Origin of the sequence: Nonomuraea sp. NPDC049607, from assembly GCF_040675375.1 — a bacterium.
Classification (GTDB): domain Bacteria; phylum Actinomycetota; class Actinomycetes; order Streptosporangiales; family Streptosporangiaceae; genus Nonomuraea.
This window is the reverse complement of sequence record NZ_JBFAOV010000005.1, coordinates 126,788-148,981: the sequence shown is the minus strand read 5'-3', so window position 1 is coordinate 148,981 and position 22,194 is coordinate 126,788. Positions and strand designations below refer to the sequence as shown.

22 protein-coding genes are annotated in these 22,194 nt (G+C 72.8%); 11 read left to right on the top strand and 11 right to left on the bottom strand.

What is annotated here, in order from left to right; translation table 11 throughout:
• The first annotated feature begins 124 nt into the window (after positions 1-124).
• Positions 125-796 (top strand): DUF4396 domain-containing protein, encoded by a 672-nt coding sequence (locus tag AB0J97_RS12735; protein ID WP_364087674.1) that lies wholly within the window; start codon positions 125-127, stop codon positions 794-796.
• 84 nt (positions 797-880) lie between these two features.
• Here the strand turns inward: AB0J97_RS12735 and AB0J97_RS12730 are convergent, their stop codons facing one another.
• Positions 881-1,258, bottom strand: a complete 378-nt coding sequence (locus AB0J97_RS12730) for a nuclear transport factor 2 family protein (RefSeq protein ID WP_364087671.1) — start codon at positions 1,256-1,258, stop codon at positions 881-883.
• A gap of 95 nt (positions 1,259-1,353) precedes the next feature.
• On the opposite strand from AB0J97_RS12730, the gene AB0J97_RS12725 reads away from it, so the two are divergent.
• The 5 genes from AB0J97_RS12725 to atpB all read left to right on the top strand — a co-directional run bounded on the left by AB0J97_RS12725 (position 1,354) and on the right by atpB (position 6,136).
• Complete coding sequence (locus tag AB0J97_RS12725) at positions 1,354-1,947, top strand: helix-turn-helix domain-containing protein (protein ID WP_357697018.1); 594 nt, start codon at positions 1,354-1,356, stop codon at positions 1,945-1,947.
• A gap of 127 nt (positions 1,948-2,074) precedes the next feature.
• Entirely contained in the window at positions 2,075-3,340 is a 1,266-nt protein-coding gene (locus tag AB0J97_RS12720; protein ID WP_364087664.1) for an MFS transporter, read from the top strand.
• A 186-nt stretch (positions 3,341-3,526) separates the two neighbouring features.
• Positions 3,527-4,711, top strand: coding sequence for a sensor histidine kinase (locus tag AB0J97_RS12715; RefSeq protein ID WP_364087660.1), 1,185 nt, complete (start codon positions 3,527-3,529; stop codon positions 4,709-4,711).
• Positions 4,708-5,301: a response regulator transcription factor gene (locus AB0J97_RS12710; RefSeq protein ID WP_364087658.1), complete on the top strand. Its 594-nt coding sequence runs from the start codon at positions 4,708-4,710 to the stop codon at positions 5,299-5,301. Before AB0J97_RS12715 ends, AB0J97_RS12710 begins: the two co-directional genes overlap by 4 nt.
• A 58-nt stretch (positions 5,302-5,359) precedes the next feature.
• Positions 5,360-6,136, top strand: coding sequence for a F0F1 ATP synthase subunit A (gene atpB, locus AB0J97_RS12705; protein WP_364087656.1), 777 nt, complete (start codon positions 5,360-5,362; stop codon positions 6,134-6,136).
• 5 nt (positions 6,137-6,141) lie between these two features.
• Here the strand turns inward: atpB and AB0J97_RS12700 are convergent, their stop codons facing one another.
• Positions 6,142-7,017 (bottom strand): diacylglycerol kinase family protein, encoded by an 876-nt coding sequence (locus AB0J97_RS12700; protein ID WP_357697027.1) that lies wholly within the window; start codon positions 7,015-7,017, stop codon positions 6,142-6,144.
• A gap of 207 nt (positions 7,018-7,224) precedes the next feature.
• Between AB0J97_RS12700 and AB0J97_RS12695 the strand changes: the two genes are divergently transcribed.
• The 3 genes from AB0J97_RS12695 to AB0J97_RS12685 are packed head-to-tail and all read left to right on the top strand — an operon-like array spanning position 7,225 to position 9,845.
• The gene (locus AB0J97_RS12695; RefSeq protein ID WP_364087653.1) at positions 7,225-7,791 is read left to right on the top strand and encodes a hypothetical protein; all 567 of its coding nucleotides are present in this window, start codon (positions 7,225-7,227) and stop codon (positions 7,789-7,791) included.
• A 51-nt stretch (positions 7,792-7,842) separates the two neighbouring features.
• Complete coding sequence (locus AB0J97_RS12690; RefSeq protein ID WP_364087651.1) at positions 7,843-8,514, top strand: response regulator transcription factor; 672 nt, start codon at positions 7,843-7,845, stop codon at positions 8,512-8,514.
• Complete coding sequence (locus AB0J97_RS12685) at positions 8,511-9,845, top strand: HAMP domain-containing sensor histidine kinase (protein WP_364087649.1); 1,335 nt, start codon at positions 8,511-8,513, stop codon at positions 9,843-9,845. Before AB0J97_RS12690 ends, AB0J97_RS12685 begins: the two co-directional genes overlap by 4 nt.
• Before the next feature lie 71 nt (positions 9,846-9,916).
• Here the strand turns inward: AB0J97_RS12685 and AB0J97_RS12680 are convergent, their stop codons facing one another.
• The 3 genes from AB0J97_RS12680 to AB0J97_RS12670 form a co-directional block, all read right to left on the bottom strand.
• Complete coding sequence (locus tag AB0J97_RS12680; protein ID WP_364087647.1) at positions 9,917-10,891, bottom strand: hypothetical protein; 975 nt, start codon at positions 10,889-10,891, stop codon at positions 9,917-9,919.
• Positions 10,892-10,981: 90 nt separating this feature from the next.
• Positions 10,982-12,094 (bottom strand): low temperature requirement protein A, encoded by a 1,113-nt coding sequence (locus tag AB0J97_RS12675; protein ID WP_364087646.1) that lies wholly within the window; start codon positions 12,092-12,094, stop codon positions 10,982-10,984.
• Positions 12,095-12,129: 35 nt separating this feature from the next.
• On the bottom strand, positions 12,130-13,281 hold the full coding sequence (locus AB0J97_RS12670) for an IS701 family transposase (RefSeq protein ID WP_364087644.1): 1,152 nt from the start codon (positions 13,279-13,281) through the stop codon (positions 12,130-12,132).
• 330 nt (positions 13,282-13,611) lie between these two features.
• On the opposite strand from AB0J97_RS12670, the gene AB0J97_RS12665 reads away from it, so the two are divergent.
• Complete coding sequence (locus tag AB0J97_RS12665; protein ID WP_364087642.1) at positions 13,612-14,493, top strand: ATP-binding protein; 882 nt, start codon at positions 13,612-13,614, stop codon at positions 14,491-14,493.
• Positions 14,471-15,109 carry a response regulator transcription factor gene (locus AB0J97_RS12660; RefSeq protein WP_357697043.1) on the top strand — a complete coding sequence of 213 codons (639 nt, stop codon included), beginning with the start codon at positions 14,471-14,473 and terminating at the stop codon, positions 15,107-15,109. Before AB0J97_RS12665 ends, AB0J97_RS12660 begins: the two co-directional genes overlap by 23 nt.
• On the opposite strand, the gene glgB is transcribed toward AB0J97_RS12660, so the two are convergent.
• The 6 genes from glgB to AB0J97_RS12630 are packed head-to-tail and all read right to left on the bottom strand — an operon-like array spanning position 15,092 to position 22,194.
• Positions 15,092-16,987, bottom strand: a complete 1,896-nt coding sequence (gene glgB / locus AB0J97_RS12655) for a 1,4-alpha-glucan branching protein GlgB (protein ID WP_364087638.1) — start codon at positions 16,985-16,987, stop codon at positions 15,092-15,094. The two genes, AB0J97_RS12660 and glgB, sit on opposite strands and share 18 nt — an antisense overlap.
• Positions 16,987-18,969, bottom strand: a complete 1,983-nt coding sequence (locus AB0J97_RS12650; RefSeq protein ID WP_364087636.1) for an alpha-1,4-glucan--maltose-1-phosphate maltosyltransferase — start codon at positions 18,967-18,969, stop codon at positions 16,987-16,989. The genes glgB and AB0J97_RS12650 overlap by 1 nt, the downstream gene beginning before the upstream one ends.
• Before the next feature lie 3 nt (positions 18,970-18,972).
• A complete protein-coding gene (locus AB0J97_RS12645; protein WP_364087634.1) occupies positions 18,973-20,280 on the bottom strand; it encodes an NDP-sugar synthase in 1,308 nt (435 codons plus the stop codon).
• Entirely contained in the window at positions 20,277-21,449 is a 1,173-nt protein-coding gene (locus AB0J97_RS12640) for a PP2C family protein-serine/threonine phosphatase (RefSeq protein WP_364087632.1), read from the bottom strand. The genes AB0J97_RS12645 and AB0J97_RS12640 overlap by 4 nt, the downstream gene beginning before the upstream one ends.
• 9 nt (positions 21,450-21,458) lie before the next feature.
• Positions 21,459-21,890, bottom strand: a complete 432-nt coding sequence (locus tag AB0J97_RS12635; protein WP_357697055.1) for an ATP-binding protein — start codon at positions 21,888-21,890, stop codon at positions 21,459-21,461.
• Positions 21,874-22,194 (bottom strand): anti-sigma factor antagonist, encoded by a 321-nt coding sequence (locus AB0J97_RS12630; RefSeq protein ID WP_352329001.1) that lies wholly within the window; start codon positions 22,192-22,194, stop codon positions 21,874-21,876. Before AB0J97_RS12630 ends, AB0J97_RS12635 begins: the two co-directional genes overlap by 17 nt.

The window sequence follows — 22,194 nt, the reverse complement described above, 5'->3', positions numbered from 1 at the left end:
GGGGTCTCTGACCTGGTCGAGGGGCAAAACGGTACCGAACATTGCCGAATACAGATGGGGGGTATAGGTTTGCGCGGGTTGAGATGTGGCTGTTCGAGGTAGAAGGTAGCAAATGTCGGAATCTATGAGGCACGGTCGGCACGACTCCGGTCACCCCGACCCCCACCCCCACGACCAGGACGCTGCCCCCGACCCCCACCCCGACCCCCACCCCCACCCCCACACCGCCGCCCCCGGCGCGCACGCCCACCACGGTCAGGACTCCGCCCACGGCGACCACGCCCACCACGCCCACCACCAGGAATCCGCCCACGGCGACCACGCGCAGCATGACGGCGGAGGCCACGGGCACACGATGCAGGCGACCTGGGGGGTGGCCGCCTCCGCGACGCTGCACTGCCTCACCGGGTGTGCCATCGGCGAGGTGCTCGGTATGGTGATCGCCACCGCTCTGGGCTGGCACAACCTGCCCAGCGTCGTCCTGGCCATCGTCCTGGCGTTCTTCTTCGGTTACGCGCTCACCCTGCGCGGGCTGTTCAGGGCCGGCGTGGACTGGCGCAACGCGCTGCGCCTCGCCCTGGCCGCCGACACGCTGTCCATCCTCGTCATGGAGATCGTCGACAACGGCGTCATGCTGATCATCCCGGGCGCGATGGACGCCGGGCTCGCGTCCGTCCTGTTCTGGGCGGCCCTGGCGATCTCGCTGGTGGTGGCGTTCCTCGTCACGACCCCGATCAACAAGTGGATCATCGGACGCGGCAAGGGCCACGCCGTCGTCCACGCCTACCACCACTGATCCACCGCTGATCCACCGCTGATCCACCGCTGATCCAGCGCTGACCCGGCGCGCCACCGGTCCCGCCGGTGGCGCGCCGCCCGCTCACCCCTTGGCGCTCACGGCCTCCGCGACCGTCAGGCTGTCCTCGTAGATGTGGCAACGGGTGATCAGCCCGTCCTCGACGGTCAGATGCAGCGCGAACGGCGACGTGTAGGAAACCCCGTGGGCGCGCACGGTCTGCACGATCCGTCCCAGCACCACGGCGTCCGGCCCGTCCACCAGAATCTGCCGCACCGTGGTGGCGTTCAGCTCCGGCACGTGATGCGTGCCCAGCGACCGGTAGTGATCGGCCACCTCGTCCCGGCCGGACCAGGGCCGGATCCACGGCACCGCCGGATGCCCCTCGTCGTCGTCATGCCCCCAGTCTTCCGGCGCGCCCGTACGCCGTCGATTACTCCGCAGGTCATGCGATCCGTACACGGCCGGAGGTGGCTCCCGCGCCTGCCGGGCGACCACCGGACGGATTCCAAAGGAATCCTTGACATCGGTCGCCGGGGTGGCGGAACATTCCAAGCATGTCTTTGGAATCCTCGGGGCGGCGGCTGGTGCTCAACGATCCGGCCGCGATGCGGGCGTTCGCCCATCCGGTCCGGCTGGCGTTGCACGAGCTGTTGTTGCGGGCGGGGGCCACCACCGCCGCCGACGCCGCCCGCGAGGTCGGCATCAGCCAGGCGCTGGCCTCCTACCACCTGCGGCAACTGGCCAAGTACGGCCTGGTGGAGCAGGCCGAGGCGCGCGACGAGCGGGAGCGGCCCTGGAAGGTCACCGTCAGCGTCCAGGTGTGGGACGACGACGTGGCGGGGGCGGAGCAGTCGGCCGCCCGGAGCCTGCTGGAGCAGGTCATGGCCGAGCGGGCGTTGTCGCGGCTGGTGGAATGGCAGCAGGCGCGGCGCGACGAGGAGGAGCCCTGGCGGGGCGTCGGCGGCATCGGCAACAGCTACCTCTACGTCACCCCGGCGGAGGTCACGGCGCTCAGCGACGCCGTCGCGGACCTGCTGCGGCCGTTGATGGCCCGCGTGGACGACACGGCGGCCCGCCCCGAAGGAGCCCGGCCCGTGCTGATGACCCAACTGCTGATCCCCCTCGCTCCGACGGCCTCCGGTGACTGAGCGCCGCAGCCTCACCGGGGCGGCCGGCCAAGCGGGCGAAAGACCCGGCCCGGAGCCGCTTGCCGACCGCGCCGGTGAACGGCCTGCCACTGAGCCGCTTGCCGACCGCGCCGGTGAGCGGCCGGCCGTGGAATCGCTCGCCGACCGTGCCGGTGGGCGGCCCGTCGCGGAGGCGTCGGGGCGGGATGGTGGGGTGCGGGCGCTGGTGGGTGGAGGGCGTGGGTTCGGGCGGTTGCTGGTCGCGTCCGTCGTGTCCCAGACGGGCGACTGGGTGATCAGCACCGGGCTGGCGTTCCACGTCTACCGCCTGACGGGCTCCACCTTGTCCACCGCGATCATGCTGCTGGTCTCCCGGATGCCCCACGTCCTGCTCGGGTCCGTCGCCGGGGTGCTGGCCGACCGCTGGGACCGCCGCCGGTTGCTGGTCGTCACCGACGTGCTGCTCGGGCTGGGGCTGCTGCCCCTGCTGGCGGTACGCGACCCGGCCCAGGTCTGGATCGTCTACGCGGTCGCCCTGTGGACCGGCGTGCTCGGCACTCTGCTCGCCCCGGCGCAACGGGCGCTCGTCCCGCAGCTCGTGCCCGCCTCCGGGCTCGTCCGGGCCAACGCCCTGCACGGCCAGAGCGGCCAGCTCGCCCGCCTGCTCGGCGCGATGCTGGGCGGCGTAGCCGTCACGGCGGGTGGGCTGCCCGCGATCGTCCTGCTCGACGCGGCCAGCTTCATGATCTCCGCGGCACTGCAGGCGACCCTGCGTGTCCCGGCCCGGCCGCCGTCCGGCACGCGGGCGCCGTCCGTCCGCGCCCAGTGGGCCTCCGGGCTGCGGCTGGCCATGGGGAACGCCGGTATCCGGCTGCTGGTCGCGTACATGGTGATCACGGGGCTGGGTGAAGGGATCTTCGCCACGCTCGCCGCCCCCTTCGTGGCGGACGTCCTGGGCGGCCAGGGCGACGCGTACGGTCTGTTCCTGTCGGTGCAGGCGGTCGGCGGCCTGGCCGGCGCGCTGGCCGTGGCCTTACCCCGGCGCGACCCGGCGCCGCGCACGCTCCTCGGCTGGGGGACGGTCGCGTTCGGGCTGCTGGACCTCGCGCTGTTCGCCTACCCCCTCGCGCTGGACGCGTTGTGGCCCGCCCTGCTGCTGATCGCGCTGGCCGGGCTGCCCGCGGCGGCCGCGATGGCCGGGTTCACGACGCTGGCCCAGACGGCCACCACCGACGATCGCCGGGGCGGCGTCATCGGGCTGCTCGGCAGTGCCCAGGCCGTGACCTCGCTGCTCGGCATGGCGGCGGCCGGGGTGCTGGGGGAGGTCGTGGGCATCGTCCCGGCGTTGTGCCTGCACGCCGCCGGGCTCGTCACCGCGGGCCTGCTCGTCCTGACCCGCCGCACGTCCACCTGACTCCGCCTTTCCGTCACCACCACCGAGCCCCCCTTGCGTTCCATGACGTTTGTCATGTCGGTGTCTCTGACGCCTGGCACTACACCCGGCCCGGCCCCTCCCAGCAGGCTGTTCCCATGCTGAGAATCAAGGACGGCGGCCCCCGACAGTCGCCGCGCCGGCCGCCGGGCGTTACCGTCGGGCCCTGTGACGGGTGACGCTGCGGTGCGGGAGCTGGAGTTCGTCCGGGGACGGGTGGCGGCGCGCGCCGGGTCGTGCGTGTGGCTGCTGCTGTTGGGGTGGCCGCTGTGGTCGTTCCTCTCCTCGCGTCCCGGCGTGCTCGCGGCGGTGTGGGTGGTCGCCGGAGTCGCGGTTTTCGCGGCGTGCTGGCTGCGGGTGATGTGGCGGGTGCTCAGCCCCCTGGGGGCGGCGACGCTGACCTGGCCGGTGGTGGGGCTGGTGGCCGCGGCACTGGCGCTGCTGCCGGTGCTGCGGGCACCGTGGGCCTACGTCGCGTTCGTGTACGTGGTCAGCGCCCTGTCGGCCTACCTCGGACGGGCCGCCTTCGCCGCGTCGGTGGCGGTGACGATCGTCGTGGTGGTGGTCTCGCTGACGGCGTACGGGCGGCCGTTCGGGCAGGTCTGGTGGGTGCCCCTGGCGATCGTGGTCGAGGCGGTGACGGTGGCGAGCATCAAGCACCTGGGCGAGTTGGTCGCCCGGCTCGACGCGGCCCGCGCCCACGTCGCCCGGCTCGCCGTGGACAACGAACGCCTGCGCTTCGCCCGCGACCTGCACGACACGCTCGGCCACACGCTGACCTCGATCACCATCAGGAGCCAGCTCGCCGCCCGGCTGGCCCGTACCGACCCGGAACGGGCCGCCCGCGAGATGGCCGACGTGGAGCGCGCCGCCCGCCAGGCGCTCGACGAGGTGCGCCACGCCGTGGCGGGCTGTCGTGTCCCCTCCTTGTCGGGCGAACTGCGCGCGGCCGCCCACAGCCTGAACCTGGCCGGGATCCGGCTGGAGATCTCGCCCGCGGGCGGCCCCGTCCCGGCGGCCGCCGAGACGCTGCTCGCCTGGACCGTAAGGGAGGCCGCCACGAACGTCGTGCGCCACAGCCGCGCCCACCGCTGCCACATCGACCTCGGCGTGGACGGCCACACCGCCACCGTCGAGATCCGCGACGACGGCACAGCCACCACCCCCGCCCCCGAAGCGACCAGGGCTGAGGCTGCCGGGGCCGGCAGTGCCGGGCTTGCGGGGGCCGTCGGAGGCAATGGGCTGACCGGGCTCGCCGAGCGGATCGCCGCCGTCGGTGGTCGGTTGGAGGCCGGGCCGCTGCCCGGCGGCGGTTACCGTCTGCTCGCCCGAGTTCCCTTGGAGGGTCCGTGATCCGCGTCCTCATCGCCGACGACCAGGACCTCGTCCGGGGCGGCCTGGCCGCGTTGCTCGCCCTGGAGGACGGCATCGAGGTGGTGGCCGAGGTCGGCCGGGGCGACCTGGTCGAGCGAGCGGTGGCCGAGCACCGCCCCGACGTGGTCCTGCTCGACATCGAGATGCCCGGCATGTCCGGCCTGGAGGTCGCCGAACGGCTGCGCGGCCATCGGGTGGTCATCGTCACCACGTTCGGCAGGCCCGGCTATCTCAGCCGCGCCCTCGACGCGGGCGTGTCCGGGTTCGTCGTCAAGGACGCGCCAGTGGCCGAGCTGACCGCGGCCGTGCGCCGGGTGATGGCGGGGGAGACGGTGATCGACCCCAAGCTGGCGGTGTCCGCCCTGACCGTCGGGCCGAGCCCGCTCACCCAGCGCGAGGCCGAGGTGCTGCGGACCGCCTCCGGTGGCGCCACCGTGGCCGACATCGCCCGGACGCTGTTCCTCACCGAGGGCACCGTCCGCAACTACCTGTCCTCGGCGATCACCAAGACCGGCGCCCGCAACCGAGCCGAGGCCGTCCGCGTGGCCGAGTCACGCGGCTGGCTCTGAATCCGCACCCCTCGGGAAACCCCCGAACGATCCCGCAACCTCTCAGAGGAGCTTCGCCATGCCCTCCGGCGACTTCCGCCCGCCCGGACCGGAGTTGTTCGACTACCCCGCGCTGTGGGACGGCGCGCCGCTCTGGCTCACCAAGCCGGTGCTGCTGGCCGTCGCCGGCGTGCTCGTGGTGTGCGCGCTGGCCTGGGGCGCCTTCTCCCGTCCCAGGCTGGTGCCGCGCGGCCTGCAGAACGCCGGCGAGTACGCCTACCTGTTCGTCCGCGACCAGATCGCCCGCCCCTCGCTGGGCGCGGACGCCGACCGCTGGATGCCGTTGCTGCTCACGCTCTTCCTGCTGATCCTGCTCTGGAACGTGATGGGGGTGATCCCGCTGCTCCAGTTCCCGGTCACCGCGCACGTCGCCTTCCCCTGGGTGCTGGCCGGCGCGGTCTACGTGCTCAAGCTCTACCTGGGCTTCCGGCACCAGGGCCTGGCCGGCTACCTCAGGAACGCCATGTTCCCCGAGGGCCTGCCCAAGGCCCTGGCGATCACCCTGTACGCGCCGCTCGAACTGTTCTACATCTTCGTCACCGCGCCGTTCACCCACGCCGTGCGGCTGTTCGCGAACATGTTCGCCGGGCACACGCTGCTGGCCTTCTTTAGCGCGGTCGGCTACTGGTTCCTGGTGGAGCGGCCGACCGTGGGCGGCGTGGCGGTGGGCGTGCTGGGCGTGTTCATGACGTGCCTGCTGACCGCGTTCGAGATCTTCGTCATGTTCCTGCAGGCGTACCTGTTCACCATGCTCACCGCCATGTACCTGGGCCAGTCCCTGCACCCCGAGCACTGACCGGGTCAGGCCGCGGGCGGCGCCAGGACCCGCCAGGCGGCCGGCCGCACGATCCAGGTACGCCGGTCCGCCACCTGCTCCAGCTCGCCGTCCACGCTGGCCGGGACGGGACCGCCCGCGACGGTGATCCGCCTGCCCCGGTAGGTGCGCACGTCGGGCCGGTCGGGGTGCTTGCCGCGGCGCAGGCCGGTGGCGAAGGCCAGCCGCGCCAGCGGTCCGGTGGCGTAGGACACCACCACGTCGGCGAGTCCGTCGTCGGGCCGGGCCGCCGGGGCCAGCGGGGTGCCGCCGCCGATCGTGGCGCCGTTCCCGACGCCGGCCATGAGCACGCGGCGGCGGCCGGTGCACACCTGGGCGCCGTCCACCCTGATCCGCAGCCGCCAGCCGCCCGTCCCCGCGCCGGCCAGCACCGCGCCCACCGCGTACGCGGCCCGGCTCAGCAGCGGTTTGAGCGGCGCGGCCCGCTCGGCGGCGTGCGCGCCCACGCCGAGGTGGGCCGCGTTGACCACGATCCCGCCGTCGTCGTCGATCAGCAGGTCGACGGGCCGCTCGTGCCCCGCCAGCACGACGCGGGCGGCCTCGGCCGGGTCGAGCGGGATGCCCAGGGTGCGGGCCAGGTCGTTGCCGGTGCCCATGGGGATCAGGCCGATCGGGCCGGCGTCCAGGCGACCGTGCTCCAGCAGCGCGGCGACCAGCGCGTGCACGCTCCCGTCGCCGCCCATCACCACCGGGACCCGGTCGTCGTGCGAGCGCGCGGCCTCCTCCGCGCCGCCGTCGCAGACCCGCACGTCGGCCTCCGTCCGCAGCAGCCGCAGCACCTCCCGGGTGCCGTCCTCGCCGACGCCGCCGGCCTGCCGGTTGCAGATCACCAGAAGTCTCACGGGTCCTCGCCTTCCCTTCCGCTGGGCGGATGGGTCTCTTCCCCAGGGGCCCGGCACAATTCCCCGCCGCCGGGGGCGTTCGTGGTGGAGCCGCGACGCTTCTATGGCGTTTCTAAGGTTCCCCGACGGTGGGGTGAAGGTCGTCGCGGTTGAGTTGCCCGCAGCGGGCCGGGCCACTGGGGACCGGCCGCCAGAAGGGCGACCGACATGAACGCACGAAAGACCGCGCTGGCCCTCGGGACGGCGGCGGCGCTGACGCTGACCGGTTCCGGAGCGCTGCCGGCCGCGGCGGCCGGCCCGTGTGCCCAGGTCTCGGCGACCTGCTCGCCCGCCGACGTGGCCGAGGCCCACGCGGGCGAGAAGGTCGTGGACGTGCGGAAGGACCCCGCGGACGAGAAGTCCGGAGACGTGCGGAAGGACCCCGGCGACGGCAAGCCCGGCCGCGAGGACCGCCACCGGGACGGCAAGCCCGGCTGCGGCCCGGACAAGCCCGGAAAGCCCGACAAGTCGGGTAAGCCGGGAAAGGGGGACAAGAAGGACCGCGGCATCTCCCAGGAGGCGATCGCCAAGGCTCTCGCGGCCGAGCTGGGCGTCGCCCACGACCGCGCCCTGCGAGCCGTCAAGGAACTGGACGCGCTGTCGGAGAAGGGCCGGGTGGACCCGGGCTCGGCCGGGTTCCGCGCGGTGGCCGAGCACCTCGGCGTCACGCCGGACCGGCTGGAGCGGGCGCTGCGGAACGTCAAGCGCTCGCTGGCCAAGTCCGGGCCCGCATAGAGACCGCCATCGATCTTCCTCAGCCGGGGGTGCGGAGGGGAGAGTGGCACCATGCACGTCCTTGTTGCCGATGACGACGAGGCGGTCCGCCGCTCCCTGACCCACGCGCTCACCCGCGAGGGCTACGACGTCAGCGTCGCCGCCGACGGCCTGCGCGCGCTGGAGGCGGCGACCGGCGGCCGCCAGGACGCGGTCGTGCTGGACATCATGATGCCCGGCCTGGACGGCCTGGAGGTGTGCCGCCGCCTGCGGGCCGTCGGCGATCGCACCCCGATCCTGATGCTCACCGCCCGCGACCTGGTCGGCGACCGGGTCGCGGGGCTGGACGCGGGTGCCGACGACTACCTGGTCAAGCCGTTCGCGCTGGAGGAACTGCGGGCCCGGCTGCGCGCGCTGCTGCGTCGCAGCGCGCCCGCGCAGGGGCTGCTCCGCCACGCCGACCTGGAGCTGGACCCGGCCGCCTGCCGGGCCACGCGCGGCGGCCGCCCGCTCGACCTGACCAGGACCGAGTACACGCTGCTGAAGGTGTTCCTGCGCAACCCCGGCCGGGTGCTCAGCCGCGAGGTCATCTTCAACTCGGTCTGGGGGTACGACTTCGGGCCGTCCTCGAACGCGTTGTGGGTCTACATCAGCTATCTGCGGGCCAAGCTGGAGGCCGGAGGAGAGCCGCGGCTGATCCAGACCGTCCGCGGCCTGGGGTACGTGCTGCGGGAGGAGCCGTGAGGCTGCGTACCAGGGTCGCGCTGACGGTCGCCGCCGTGGTGGCCGCGGCGCTGGTGGCCGTCTCGCTGGTGGTCTACCCGGCGACCGCGGCGGGGCTGGCCGGGCAGCACGACGGCGAGCTGGTGCTGGCGGCCGGGCAGGCGCCGCGGCTGCTGGAGTCCCTGAAGACCGCCGACTCGCCGCTGCCGGCCACGCCGCTCCCGCTGGGCAACACGCTGCTGCAGTTCTGCCCCGACCCGCTGCTGACCGGTCCGACCAAGGGTTTCGTGCCGCTGGACGAGCAGGACGCGGCGGTCGCGTACGGCAAGCTGCCCCCCTATTTCCGGGACGTGACGTACGAGGGCGTGCGCTACCGGCTCTACACCGCGCCGCTCAACCTGGGCAAGGGCGTCCTGGTGCGGACGGCGTTCCCACTGAACCTGGATGAGCAGACCCTGAACGGGCTGAAGCTGCTGCTGGCGGCGCTGACCCTGGGCGGCGCGCTGGTCGCGGCGGCGGGCGCGCGCTGGCTCGCCGGCCGGGCGTTGCGGCCCGTCGCCCGGCTGACGGCGGTGGTCGAGCGGGTCACCGCCACCGGCACCCTCACCGCCGACGGCCTGGACGGCATGGGCGCGGGACGGGACGAGGTGGCCCGCCTGGCCGGCTCGTTCACGACGATGACGCACGCGCTGCGCGAGTCGGTGCTGGCCCAGCGCCGCCTGGTCGCCGACGCCTCCCACGAGCTGCGCACGCCGCTGACCAGCCTCACCACGAACCTGGAACTGCTGGAGGAGGGACGCGGCACGGCCGACCCGCAGGCCCCGGCCCTGGTGCACGAGGCCCGCGTGCAGGCCGAGGAGCTGCGGGTGCTGGTCAACGACCTGGTCGAGCTGGCCAGGCACGGCGACGCCGAACTGCACCTGGAGGACGTGCGGCTCGACCTGGTGGCCGATCGCGTGCTGGCCAGGGCCGCGGCCCGCGCCCCGCACGTCCGGCTGCGCGCCGAGCTGGCCGAGTGCCTGGTGACGGCCGACGCCGACGCGATCGAGCGGGCGGCCTCCAACCTGGTGGACAACGCGATCAAGTGGAGCCCGCCCGGGGGCGTGGTGCTCGTCCGGGTGGACGCGGCGGGCGTGTTGTCGGTGGCCGACCAGGGGCCCGGCATCGCGCCCGACGACCTGCCGTTCGTGTTCGACCGGTTCTACCGCGCCGAGTCGGCCCGTTCCCTGCCGGGTTCGGGGCTCGGCCTGGCCATCGTCCGGCAGATCGCCGAGGCGCACGCCGGATCGGTCCGCGCCGAGCCGCTGCGGCCCGGCGTACGGCTGGTCCTCGCGCTTCCGGCGGCCAGCTGACACCCCGATGAGGGCGCGACCACGGACGCGGACTCCCGCACCCGCAGCCGCGCCGGTCCAGGAGAGGCCGGTCAGTGGGCTGCGGGCGCGGCCCCGGCGGCGGGCACCGCCGGCGCGGCGGGCGCGGCCGGGCGGGGCATCGGCCGTGGCGGCAGAGCCATCAGGACCAGGCCGAGCACCGCCCACACACCGAGCACCGTCAGCGGGACGGCCAGGGCGGCGCCGTCGAAGTAGACCACGCTGCGCACCAGTTCGAGCGCCGACCGGGTGGGCAGCACGTACCCGAGGGCGGCGTACCAGGGCTCGATGAACGCGGCGCCGAACGGGCCGCCGCTGGCCGGCAGGCCGATGGGGATGAACAGCACCGCCGCCGCGATCACGCCGCGCGGCCCGAAGCGGCGCATCAGCCCGTTCACCGCGACCGAGACCAGGAAGATCACCGCGCCGGAGACGGCCAGGAGCCCGAGCGGGGCGCCGGTGAGCGCGCCGAGCAGGCCGTTCACGACCCAGGTGAGCGCCAGGCCGCCGGTCACCGCGCCGAGCGCGAGCACCGCCAGGCGCAGCCCCCGGTTGAGCATCGGCTGCATGCGCATGGTGAGCACGGTCGTGGCCAGCGCCGTCAGCAGCAGGCCCAGCACGTAGAACATGCCGGACACGCCGGAGGAGTCACCCTCGGCCAGCGGGCGCACGTCCTCGACGGCGAGCTGCCGTCCGGCCGCGCGCTGCATCAGGGCGGTGAAGTGCGGGGCCGCGGTGTCGCCGCCGGCGCTCGCGACCAGCAGGCGGCCCTCGCCGCCCAGGTAGGCGGCCTCGACCTCGCGCCGGAGCACCGCCGTCCGCGCGGCCGCCGCGTCGGCGTACGGGCGCGCGTCGACGGCCCCGCCCGCGGCCTGCTCCAGCCGGGCGGCGTCGGGGCCCACCACGGCGAGCGGCACCCCGTGCGGAACCGGGTGGTGCAGCGCGCCGACGAACGAGCCGATGATCACGGCGCCGACGACCGCGGACACCAGGTAGGCGACCGCGACTCGAACAGCGGGATTCTTCATGACGCTCCTCAGTTCTCCACCTCGGCTCCGGTCCTGCGGGCGCCCGTACGACCGGCGCCGCCGCCCATACCCTGCCGGTTAGAGCGCGCGCTAAGTCAAGGCGTCGCTCTCGGATCTGGCCCGCGAATGTTCCAGGAAGTTGAACGTCATCACCACGAGCGCCAGCACGACCACGGACAGCAGCGCCGGCGCCTGCAACGCGATCGGGATGACGGCCAGGATGGCCACCGGCATGGCCAGTTGCGGTCCCGACCATCTGCCGAAGATGTGCCAGCGGGCGTAGCAGAACGTCGCGAAGTACAGGGCGCAGCCGCCGAACAGCAGAGCGGTCACGGGGGCGGTGAAGACCTGGCCGGGATGGGAGACGACCTCGGCCATGCCCACCGCCATCGCCATGATCGACCCGATGAAGGACAGGTGGCCGTAGGAGAAGACGCGCCGGATCAGGTCGGTGCGGATCACGGCCTCGTCCAGGGCCTTGGGCAGCGACTCGGCGGCGAAGATGAAGTACACCCACCACAGGGCGCAGGCCAGCACGAACGTCGCGGCGACCGCGGTGATCGAGCCGACGGCGAGCGGGCGCGCCGCCGACGCCTGCGCGCCGATGGCCAGGATCGGCTCGCCCATCGCGATGATCAGCAACAGGCCGAACCGCTCGGGTAAGTGATGGGGGTGGAAGGTGACGCGTACCAGGTGGCTGCGGGTCAGCACCGGCGCGGCCAGGTCGATGGCGGCGGCCGCGGCCCAGACCCACACCCGGGTGCCGCTGTCGAGCAGGCCCCCGGCCAGCAGCAGCGGCCCGGTCACGCACACCGAGAGCGTGAAGGGGTTGACCAGCTCGAACGGCCGCCCGCGGAAGTACAGGACGGCCAGCAGCGAGCGCTGGGCGAAGTAGGCGGCGCCGAACATCAGGCCGCGCTCCTCGTAGGCCAGCGGGGTGGCCAGCGCCATGAACAGGCCGCACAGGCTGAGCGCCAGGATGCCCAGCCGGTCGGGGGTGTTGTTGACGTCGCGGGTGTTGGCGTGCACCGCCATGCCCACCCAGGCCCAGTACGTCGGCACCAGCACGACGACGGCCTGCCCGACGCTGCCCCAGCCGTGGCCGCGGTGGAGCAGGTCGGACAGCTGGGTGACGGCGAACACGAACACCAGGTCGAAGAAGAGCTCGACCCAGGTGACTTGCTTGTCTGCTTTCGGCTTCATCGAGCGGTGTGACTCCTCGTGCGTCGTACGGGTGCTCACGCGGGCAGCAGCGCGGGCTCGGCGCCGGCCGCCAGCCGCCAGCGCACGTCGAAGGCGTAGGCGGCCGAGGCCAGCGTGACGTGGTGGTGCCAGCCGTGGAAGGAACGGCCCTCGTAGTCGAACAGCCCGAAGCCGTCGGCCAGCTCGGCGATGGCGTGGGCGGCCCGCCAGCGGGACTTGGCCAGCGCGACCAGCTCCTGCGCCGGCGCGGACATGTTCGTCAGCCAGAACGTGCGCGGCCGGGGGCGGCCGAGCGGCCACTCGATCAGCAGCCGGCGTGAGCGCGCCTGCTCGTCGGAGACCGGCAGGAGGACGAACTGCGAGCGCAGCGACCGCCCCCGCGGCCCCTCCCACCAGGCCACCGTGCGCCGCTCCAGCCCGGCCGCGGCCTGCGCCGCCTCGGCCAGCGTGACGCGGGCCCGCGGGCCGCCCCCGCGCACCACGCTCATCGAGGCCCTGACCCGGTGGCGGGCGTCGACCTCGACCACGTAGTCCAGGCCCCGGTCCTCCAGGCCGCGCACCAGGTCGGCGGCGCCCCGGACGTGGGTGAAGTCGGCCACCAGCGGCGCGACGGGCGTGCCCCAGTCGAGCGTCAGGTCGTCGACCAGGTCGATCACGTGCTCGCCGAAGGGCCGGTGGCGCTCCTGGTCGGGCACGTGCGCCTTGGCCCGCCGGTCGTGGTCGGCCTCCCACGACTGCGGCAGGCACAGCCGCCAGTTGACCGGCACGGACGCCTCGCCGGAGTTCATCAGCACCGCCGCCCCCACCTGGCAGTTGACCGTACGGCCGAGGCCGCGCACGTACTGGCGCTCCACGCCCGCCGACCAGCGGCCGTGCTTGGCGAAGGCCACCTCCTCCACCAGCCACGCGGCCGGGGGCGCGCCGGCCGACAGCACGTCGGCGACGGTACGGCGGACCGGCCGCGGGTCCCAGCGGCTCTGGTTGACGAACTGCTGCAGCGACTGGCCGTTGTGCGGGCCGCCCACCTCGTCGGCGATGCGCTGGATGGACTTGCGTCCGCCCGCGTGCAGCAGGCCGAGCACGTAGGACTCCGCCGCGCTACGCTGGTCGGAGCGCGGCAGCGAGCCGAATATCGTCGCGAAGAATTCCGCGAACTCTTCGCGTTCGTTCACCGCGAGTTCTCTCATGACCGCCCCTCACCTGCATTAGAGAAGATCCGTAATGGCGAACGCGGTCAGGATCGCAGTTAAGTTCGAGTGCGCACAAGAGAGTAACACCAAGGTGGCAGCGGAGCTGTCCAGGCGTATTAAAGGGAGTACTCCGAGAGGCATCTCCGGAGTGCTCTTCGATAACCCGGTATTACGTCACATGCGGCCTCAGTCGGGCGTGCGGGTAATGGATCGGAGGCCCGATGAGTCTGGAGTGCACTCTTGCATCCGCCGGAATCATGTGATCATATGATGCGGGGATCTGCGCCGGTGACTGGGTAAGGCGACACACACTACGGGGGATGACCAGTGCAATGCAACATCCAGCCCACGGTTGTGATAGCCGAACGGATCGAAGCTCATAAGGCTGAGATCTTGGCACAGCTGTGCGGCGAAATTGAAGAATCAACTTCCGGCGCCGCTCCGGACGAGTTCACGGAGTTGGCGGAAGAGCTCCTCGACCTGATCGTGGCCCGGCTCAAGGCCGCTACGGAGCCTTCCGGCGGGGCCTTGACCGCGCTAATGGACGGCGGCCGCGCCGACGCGCGGGAATGGCGGCGAATTTCCCGCGACCTGCACGACCGGGTGGGCCACGAGATCAGCGTGGCGAGCCGGCAGCTGGAGCTCGCCGAAATCGGGCACGCACGTGGCAGGGGAAGTTTCCCGGTGCATGTGAGAGAAGCGAAGGCGGCGCTGCTCCGGGCTCACCAGGAAATCCGCGACGTCTTATCCGACCTGCGCGTTCATGCCCATTGGCCGGGAATGGAGCAAGCGCTTGTGCGGCTCATGACAACGGTCGTGGACCCTCGGCTGGAGCATCGGATCACCCTTATCGGCGATGTCGACGGCCTGCCTCCGCACATTCGGGACGAGTTATTCCTCATATTACGCGAAGCCATTACCAACAGCATCTCCCACGCGGGCGCCGACCTGCTCGAAGTGTGCGTCAAGATTGCGCACGACCGGATCACAGCAATTGTGCGTGACAACGGCCGGGGGTTCTCGGGCTGGCGCGCGAAACATGGGAACGGCCTGACCTCCATGCGCGAGCGCGGGGTCGCTCTGGGCGGCCTGGTGACGATAGAGAGCACCCCCGGGAAGGGCACCGAGGTCGTCTTCCGTGCCCCTGTCCGGGCTGTCCGGGACGAGCGGCCGAAGGAAACATCGGATGCAAAGAGAAGGCAGCATTGACGTCCTCATCGCCGACGACCACACGATCCTGCGGGAGACGCTCAAGCAGACGCTGGAGCTCGAACCCGACCTTCGTGTCGTCGCCACGGCGGGGGACGCGCGCGCGGCGGTGAAGTCGGCCGAGGCGCTGCGGCCGGACGTCGTGGTGCTCGACGTGGAGATGCCGGGGGACGGCGTCGTGCGCACCACCACGCACATCCACCGGGTCTCGCCCCGGTCCCGCGTCATCGTGCTGAGCATGTACGACGACCCGGTGCTCGTGCAGGAGCTCATCGCCCACGGCGTGCGCGGCTACCTGCTCAAGAGCGTCGGCCGGGAGGAACTGGTGCAGGCCATCCGCGGCGTCTGCGCGGACGCCGAGCGCGTGGTCCTGTCGGTGTCGCGGGAGAGCCTGATGATGTCCCGCCGGCCGCGCGCCGGCAAGCTCTCCGAGCGGGAGCTGAGCGTGCTGTCCCTGGCCGCCCAGGGCCTCAGCAACGCCCAGATCGGCACCCGGCTGATGATCGCCGAAGGCACGGTCAAGCGTCACCTGCGCAACATCTTCACCAAGCTCGACGCCACCTCCCGCCTCGACGCGGTGAACAAGGCCATGGCCGCCTCACTGCTGACGCTCTGACGCCTCCTTTCCGGGGGCCAGCCAGAGCGTCGCCAGCGGCGGCAGCAGCACCTCGGCGACCGCACCCCCCTCCGTGCACGTGACCGAGCCCAGGTTGCCGAGGTTCCCCCCGCCGTAACAGGCGGCGTCGGTGTTGAGCACCTCGTGCCAGCGTCCGCCGGACGGCAGCGCCAGCCGGTGCCCGTGCCGCGGCACCGGGGACAGGTTGCTCACGCACACCAGCGGCGCCCCCTGCCGGTCCCAGCGGACGAAGGAGTAGACGCTGGAACCGGCGTCGTCGGCGTCGATCCAGGTGAACCCGTCGGGGGAGCAGTCCTGCCGCCACAGCGCTGGGGTGGCGGCGTAGTGCCGGTTCAGGTCCCTGACCAGGTCGCGCACGCCCTTGTGCCGGGGGTCGCGCAGCAGCGCCCAGTCCAGCTCGCGATCGTGGGACCACTCGCTGTGCTGCGCGAACTCCTGGCCCATGAACAGCAGCTTCTTGCCCGGATGCGCCCACATGAAGGCCAGGTACGCGCGCAGGTTCGCCAGCCGCTGCCACTCGTCGCCCGGCATCTTCCCGGCCAGCGACCCCTTGCCGTGCACCAGCTCGTCATGGCTGAGCGGCAGCAGGAAGTCCTCCGCGTACGCGTAGGTCAACCCGAACGTCAGCGCGTGATGGTGGTACGGCCGGTGCACCGGGTCACGCCGCATGTAGCCGAGCGTGTCGTGCATCCAGCCCATGTTCCACTTGAAGTCGAACCCCAGCCCGCCGGCGGACGTCGGCCGGGTCACCCCCTCCCACGCCGTGGACTCCTCGGCGATCGTCAGCACGCCGGGGCAGAGCCGGTGGACGGTGTCGTTCAGCTCCCGCAGGAACGCGATCGCCTCCAGATGCTCCCTGCCGCCGTGGGCGTTGGGCCGCCAGGCGCCGTCCGGGCGGGAGTAGTCCAGGTACAACATCGAGGCGACGGCGTCCACGCGCAAAGCGTCGATGTGGAACTCCGCGCACCAGTACAGGGCGTTGGCGATGAGGAAGTTGCGCACCTCCGGGCGGCCGAGGTCGAAGGTGAGCGTGCCCCAGTCGGGGTGCTCGCCGCGCAGCGGGTCGGGGTGCTCGTACAGCGGGCCGCCGTCGAAGCGGGCCAGCGCCCAGTCGTCGCGGGGGAAGTGCGCGGGCACCCAGTCGAGTATCACCCCGATCCCGGCCAGGTGCAGCGCCTCGACCAGGGCGCGGAAGTCGTCCGGGGTGCCGTAGCGGGAGCTCGGCGCGTAGTAGGAGGAGATCTGGTAGCCCCACGAGCCGCCGAACGGGTGCTCGGCCACCGGCATGAGCTCCACGTGCGTGAAACCCATGCCGCGCACGTACCCGGGGAGCTGCTCGGCCAGGTCGCGGTAGGTCAGGCCGCGCCGCCAGGAGCCGAGGTGCAGCTCGTACACGCTCATGGGCGCCTCGCGGGCCGGGCCGTCGCCGCGGGCCGCCAGCCACGCGCCGTCGCGCCAGCGGTGCCGGGAGGTGAACACCACCGACGCGGTGCGCGGCGGGTGCTCGGCCGCCAGGGCCAGCGGGTCGGCCTTGCGCCGGGTACGGCCGTCCGCGCCGGTGATCTCGTACATGTACCGGCAGCCGTCGCCGGCCCCCGGCACGAACAGCTCCCACAGGCCGCCGCCGGGCGCCCGGCGCAGCGCGTGCCCGGCGCCGTCCCAGCCGTTCAGGTCGCCCACGAGGCGCACCTCGCGCGCGCCCGGCGCCCACACGGCGAACGACACGCCCGCCACGCCGCCCACGGTGCGGACGCGCCCGCCCAGCGCCCGCCACAGCTCCTCGTGCCTGCCCTCGCCGATGAGGTGCAGGTCCAGCTCGCCCAGCACGGACGGGCCCCCGCCGGTCAGCACGTCCATCACCTCTCCACCGTCAGGATGTGGGCGGGCTGCCGGGACGGGTCCAGCCGCACGTAGTTGCGCGCCCCCCACTGGTAGACCTCGCCGGTCAGCTCGTCGCGCACCCGGAAGGAGGGCCCGAGGTCGGGCAGGTCCAGCGTCACCGTGGCCTGCCGCACGTGGTGCGGGTCGAGGTTGACCACCACGATCACGGTGTCCTCCCCGGCCTGCTTGGCGAAGCACAGCACGGCGTCGTCGTCGGCGTGCTGGAAACGCAGGTTGCGCAGCAGGCGCAGGGCCGGATGGCGGCGCCGGACCCGGTTCAGCGCGGTCAGGAAGGGCGCCAGCGTGCCGTCCGCCGACCAGTCGCGCGGCCGGTACTGGTACTTCTCCGAGTCCTTGTACTCCTCGCTGCCCGGCGCGGCCGGCTCGCGCTCGCACAGCTCGAACCCGGCGTACACGCCCCAGGTGGGGGAGGCCGTCGCGGCCAGTGCGGCCCGCACCCGGAACGCGGCCGGCCCGCCCTCCTGGAGGTAGGCGTGCAGGATGTCGGGCGTGTTGACGAACAGGTTCGGCCGCATGTACGCCGCCGCCTCCCCGGCCAGCTCGCCCAGGTAGCTCTCCAGCTCCGGCCTGGCGTTGCGCCAGGTGAAGTAGGTGTAGGACTGCTGGAAGCCGACGGCGGCCAGCGTGTGCATGATCGCCGGGCGGGTGAACGCCTCGGCCAGGAAGAGCACGTCCGGGTCGGTGCGGTTGACCTCGGCGATCAGGCGTTCCCAGAAGAACACCGGCTTGGTGTGCGGGTTGTCCACCCGGAAGATCCGCACTCCGTGGCCCATCCAGTGCCGCAGCACCCGCAGCGACTCGGCCAGGATGCCGCCGGGGTCGGCGTCGAAGGAGACGGGGTAGATGTCCTGGTACTTCTTGGGCGGGTTCTCGGCGTAGGCGATGCTGCCGTCGGGCCGGTGCTCGAACCACCGCGGGTGCTCCCGTACCCACGGGTGGTCGGGCGAGCACTGCAACGCGAAGTCCAGCGCCACTTCAAGGCCCAGCTCGCCGGCCCTGGCCACGAAGAAGTCGAAGTCGTCGATCGTCCCCAGGTCGGGGTGGACGGCGTCGTGCCCGCCCGCGGCCGAGCCGATCGCCCACGGCGAGCCGGGGTCGTGCGGCCCGGCGATCGGCGAGTTGCCCGGCCCCTTGCGGTTGGTCAGGCCGATCGGGTGGATCGGCGGCAGGTAGACGACGTCGAAGCCCATCGCCGCGACGGCGGGCAGCCGCGCGGCCGCGGTCCGGAAGGTGCCCGAGCGCGGCGGGTGACACCCCGTGGGGTCGACCACGGCGCCCTCGGAGCGGGGGAAGAACTCGTACCAGGCCCCGAACAGCGCCCGCTCGCGCTCCACCAGCAGCGGCAGCTCCTCCCCGGCGGTCACGTGGTCGCGCAGCGGCCGGCGGGCCAGCGTCCGCAGCACCGGCTCGGCCAGCGCGATCGCCAGCCGCGCCTCGGGGTCGAGCTCGCCGTCGCGCAGCGTCGCGGCGGCCACCCGCAGCAGCCGGGCGTCGGCGGGCGGCACCTCGGGCTGGGCGGCGGCCCTGGTCAGCAGCCGGGCGCCGGCCTCCATCGTCACGGCCACGTCGATCGCGGCGGGGATCTTCACCTCGGCCACGTGCAGCCAGGTCGCGACCGGGTCGCTCCACGCCTCCACCCGGAACGTCCACTCGCCCTCCCGGTGCGCCGCCACCTCGGCCGCGTACCTGTCGGAGCCCTGGGACAGGGCCGCCATCGGGATCCAGGCGGCCTGCTTGCCGTCGGGGTCGGTGAGCACGACGTTCGCGCCCACCACGCCGTGCCCCTCCCTGAACAGCGTCGCCGACACCTCGAACGGCTCGCCCGGCACCGCGCGCGCGGGCCGGCACCCGCCCGCCACGACGGGACGGACCCCCACGACGGGCACGCGGCCCGCGACGATCTCGGAGATCTCGGTCAGCACCAGCGTCTCAGTCATGTGTCACGCGTCCTGGAGGTCGGCGAGCGTCTCGATCGAGGTGCCGGCGGCGGCCTCGCAGTGCGCCGGCACGGTCAGCCCCGGGTACACCGTCACCCCGGACAGCCGCACGCCGGCCTGGACCGTCACCCCGTTGCCCAGCGCGCTGTAGCCGCTCAGCACGGTGACGCAGTCCACGAACGACTCCACCGTGGCCATCGTCCCCACGTGGGTGTCGGTGAGCCGGGCCCACGGCCCGATGATCGCGCCGTCCAGGCAGGCCACCCGTTGCAGCCGGCACCCGGTGTGCAGGTCCACGCCGTCGCCGATCGCGGAGTCGGAGACGACCACGCCGGGGCCGATCTCGACGTCCCGGCCGATGTGCACGTTCGGGCCGATCCTGACCAGCCCGGCGCTCATCTTCTCGGCCAGCGTCATGCCCGACGTCGCGTCCCGCTGGCGCAGGGAGGACTCGTGGATGCGCACGTTGCCCGGGTAGGCCCGCAGCATGCCCTTGAGCACGTGCGGGTAGCCGCCGCTCAGCGCGTCGGTCAGCGTGTCGAGGTAGTCGCGCAGGTTGCCCAGGTCGCCCAGCTTGGCGATGGGCGCGATGCCGACCCGGTGCCCGGCGCCCACCAGCCACGGGAGCAGGTCGTGCCCCCAGTCGAGCCGGTCGCGGGCCAGCTCGGCCAGCGCCGGCTCCCCGGCCAGCTTCCGCAGCCGCCCGCAGTCGACCAGGTAGAGCCCGGCGTTGACGGGCACCCGGGCCGGGTCGGCGGCCAGGGCGTGCACCTCGGCCAGCGGCGGTTTCTCCACGAAACGGCGGATGCGCCCGGAGGCGTCGGTGACCATCGTCCCGTACTTGCCCGCCACCTCCTCGGCCGGGCGCTCGACCACGGCCACGGTGACCACCGCGTCGCTGTCGCGGTGGCGGCGTACCAGCTCGGCCAGGTCGAACTCGAACAGCGAGTCGGTCGGGAAGACCAGCGCCAGCCCGTCGAGCTCCCAGTAGTCCAGGCTGCTCAGCGTCGCCTCGCCGGAACCGGTGTTGGTCCAGTCCATCCGGGGCCGCGAGTAGCGCACCCGCACGCCCAGCCCCTCGCCGTGTCCGAGCACGTCCTTGGCCTGGTAGCGGTTCTCCCGGCCGTTGGCGATCAAGTAGAAGTCGCTGACCCCCTGGTCGCGCAGGGCCATGATCTGCCATTCGATGACCGGCCGTCCGGCGAAGCAGACCGTGGCCTTGCTCCGCAGGTGGCCGGGGGCCTCCAGGGTGAGCGGCCGGGCCCGGAGGCCCTGTCCGCCCGCCAGTGCGATTCCGGCGATCTCGTTCATTGTCCGTACTTCCCCGTGGGTGTCCTACGTAGAGCGATCATGGTGATGTCGTCGAACTGCTCGGCGGACCCGATGTGCGCGCTGATCTCCCGTTCGAGCCTGTCCAGCAGGTCGTCCGCCCCGGTGGCGGGCTGCGAGACGAGGGTCAGCATGAGCTCCTCGCTGAAGAAGCGGCCGGACTCGTCCCTGGCCTCGGGCACGCCGTCGGTGTAGGCGAACAGCAGGTCCCCCTGGTCCAGGTGGGCCCTGCCGACCTCGAAGACGGAGTCGGGCACCAGCCCCAGCGCCGGTCCGGTGGGACGCAGCAGGGTGTGGCCGCCGCCCGCGTGGCGGATGATGGGCGGGTTGTGCCCGCAGTTGATGTAGACGAGCGCGCCGGTGACCGGGTCGAGCACGCCGAAGAACAGCGTGGCGAAGTAGCCCTGGCGCAGGTGGTTGGCGGTCAGGTAGTCGTTGGTCGCGATCACCGCGCGCAGCAGCGGCGTGACGTCGTCCTGGACGGGCTCGGCCTCGCCGGTCTCCACATGGGCGGCGGTGTGCCGCAGCAGGGTCCTGATCAGGGCCATGAACAGGGCGGCGCCGACGCCCTTGTCGCACACGTCGGCCACCACCAGCCCGATCCGCGCCCCGCCCAGCAGCTCCAGGGCGTCGTAGAAGTCCCCCGCGACCTCCCTGGCCGGCTGGAACCGGACGGTGAGCTGCCAACCGGCGCGGGCCGGCAGCGCGTCGGGCAGGAAGCCCGCCTGGATCTCCCGTCCGATCTGCAGCTCACGCTCGTACTTCAGCAGCGCCTCCTCCTCGGCGCCGGGGTGGCGGCCGAACACCTGTCCCGCCCGCAGCCTGCGATGCAGCAGCTCCGGCACGAAGGGCGGGACGACGTAGTCCAGCCCGGCCAGCACGTGCGGCGCGAGCTGGCGCAGGTCGCCGTCGGAGAACGCGACCACGACCGGAGGCCGCGCGCCCGCCTGGACGACCCGCGTCACCTCCCGCACCACCTCCACGTCGAGGCTCGCGTTCACCAGCAGCAGGTCGGCGGGCGGAGGCGCCTCGGCCAGCAGTTGCTCGGGAGTGCGCCGGGCCACCGGGGCGCCGTCCGCGGCCAGCAGCAGGCACAGCTCTTCCGCGGCTGGTGAGGGGCCGCTGACGACGAGGGTCGCCTCCGCATCCATCGGCACCTCCTAGACGCGGTTCATGATGATGGTCGTCTCGTTACGACCCGAGCTGTACTCGTAGCGGACCTCGTCGGCGACCGTACGGGCCAGGTAGACGCCCAGCCCGCCCGGCCGGCGCTCGCCCAGCGGCCGCTCCAGGTCGGGAACGGCCTCATAGGCGGTCGGGTCGAACGGCGGCGCCGCGTCGGACAGGCGCAGCCACACCCGGCGCGGCTCGACCCCGCCGGTCAGCTCCAGCTCGCCCGGCCGGTCGCGGTGGCCGTGGGTGATGATGTTGACGATGAGCTCCTCGGCGGCCAGCCGCAGCCAGTGGGCGCGCGTGCGGGTCAGCCCGCCGAGCGCGCTCAACGTCTGCACGTAGGCCATCAGCTCGTCCAGCGACTCGGGCTCGGCGGGGAGCCTGAGCCGCTCCATCGCCTGCCTACTCTGGGATCGCATCGCTGAAGTCCACGCTGTGATGGAAGCCGACCAGCCGGATGGTCTGCTCGATGGCGTCGTTGGCGCCGACCAGCACGATGCGCACGTCGTCGGCCAGCTTCTGCCGGGCGAACACCAGCCCGCGCAGCCCCGCCGAGGACATGTAGCTGAGCTGCGACATCTCCAGCACCAGCAGCTCGGCGGCGGCCTCGGCCGCGCGCTCCACCTCCCTCCTGAAGGTCTCGGCGGTCAGGGCGTCCAGCTCGCCCTCCAGCGTGATCAGTGCGGTGCTGCCGTCGTGGGTCAGGATCGCGTTGAACGACAT

Coding starts and splice junctions, on each gene's coding strand:
- AB0J97_RS12675 (WP_364087646.1), bottom strand. CDS start 12,094: ATGAAGCCGAAAGCAGACAAGCAAGTCACCTGGGTCGAGCTCTTCTTC.
- AB0J97_RS12630 (WP_352329001.1), bottom strand. CDS start 22,194: ATGTCGTTCAACGCGATCCTGACCCACGACGGCAGCACCGCACTGATC.
- AB0J97_RS12670 (WP_364087644.1), bottom strand. CDS start 13,281: ATGAGAGAACTCGCGGTGAACGAACGCGAAGAGTTCGCGGAATTCTTC.
- atpB (WP_364087656.1), top strand. CDS start 5,360: ATGCCCTCCGGCGACTTCCGCCCGCCCGGACCGGAGTTGTTCGACTAC.
- AB0J97_RS12645 (WP_364087634.1), bottom strand. CDS start 20,280: ATGAACGAGATCGCCGGAATCGCACTGGCGGGCGGACAGGGCCTCCGG.
- AB0J97_RS12660 (WP_357697043.1), top strand. CDS start 14,471: ATGCAAAGAGAAGGCAGCATTGACGTCCTCATCGCCGACGACCACACG.
- AB0J97_RS12690 (WP_364087651.1), top strand. CDS start 7,843: ATGCACGTCCTTGTTGCCGATGACGACGAGGCGGTCCGCCGCTCCCTG.
- AB0J97_RS12635 (WP_357697055.1), bottom strand. CDS start 21,890: ATGCGATCCCAGAGTAGGCAGGCGATGGAGCGGCTCAGGCTCCCCGCC.
- AB0J97_RS12680 (WP_364087647.1), bottom strand. CDS start 10,891: ATGAAGAATCCCGCTGTTCGAGTCGCGGTCGCCTACCTGGTGTCCGCG.
- AB0J97_RS12725 (WP_357697018.1), top strand. CDS start 1,354: ATGTCTTTGGAATCCTCGGGGCGGCGGCTGGTGCTCAACGATCCGGCC.
- AB0J97_RS12735 (WP_364087674.1), top strand. CDS start 125: ATGAGGCACGGTCGGCACGACTCCGGTCACCCCGACCCCCACCCCCAC.
- AB0J97_RS12640 (WP_364087632.1), bottom strand. CDS start 21,449: ATGGATGCGGAGGCGACCCTCGTCGTCAGCGGCCCCTCACCAGCCGCG.
- AB0J97_RS12695 (WP_364087653.1), top strand. CDS start 7,225: ATGAACGCACGAAAGACCGCGCTGGCCCTCGGGACGGCGGCGGCGCTG.
- AB0J97_RS12650 (WP_364087636.1), bottom strand. CDS start 18,969: ATGACTGAGACGCTGGTGCTGACCGAGATCTCCGAGATCGTCGCGGGC.
- glgB (WP_364087638.1), bottom strand. CDS start 16,987: ATGGACGTGCTGACCGGCGGGGGCCCGTCCGTGCTGGGCGAGCTGGAC.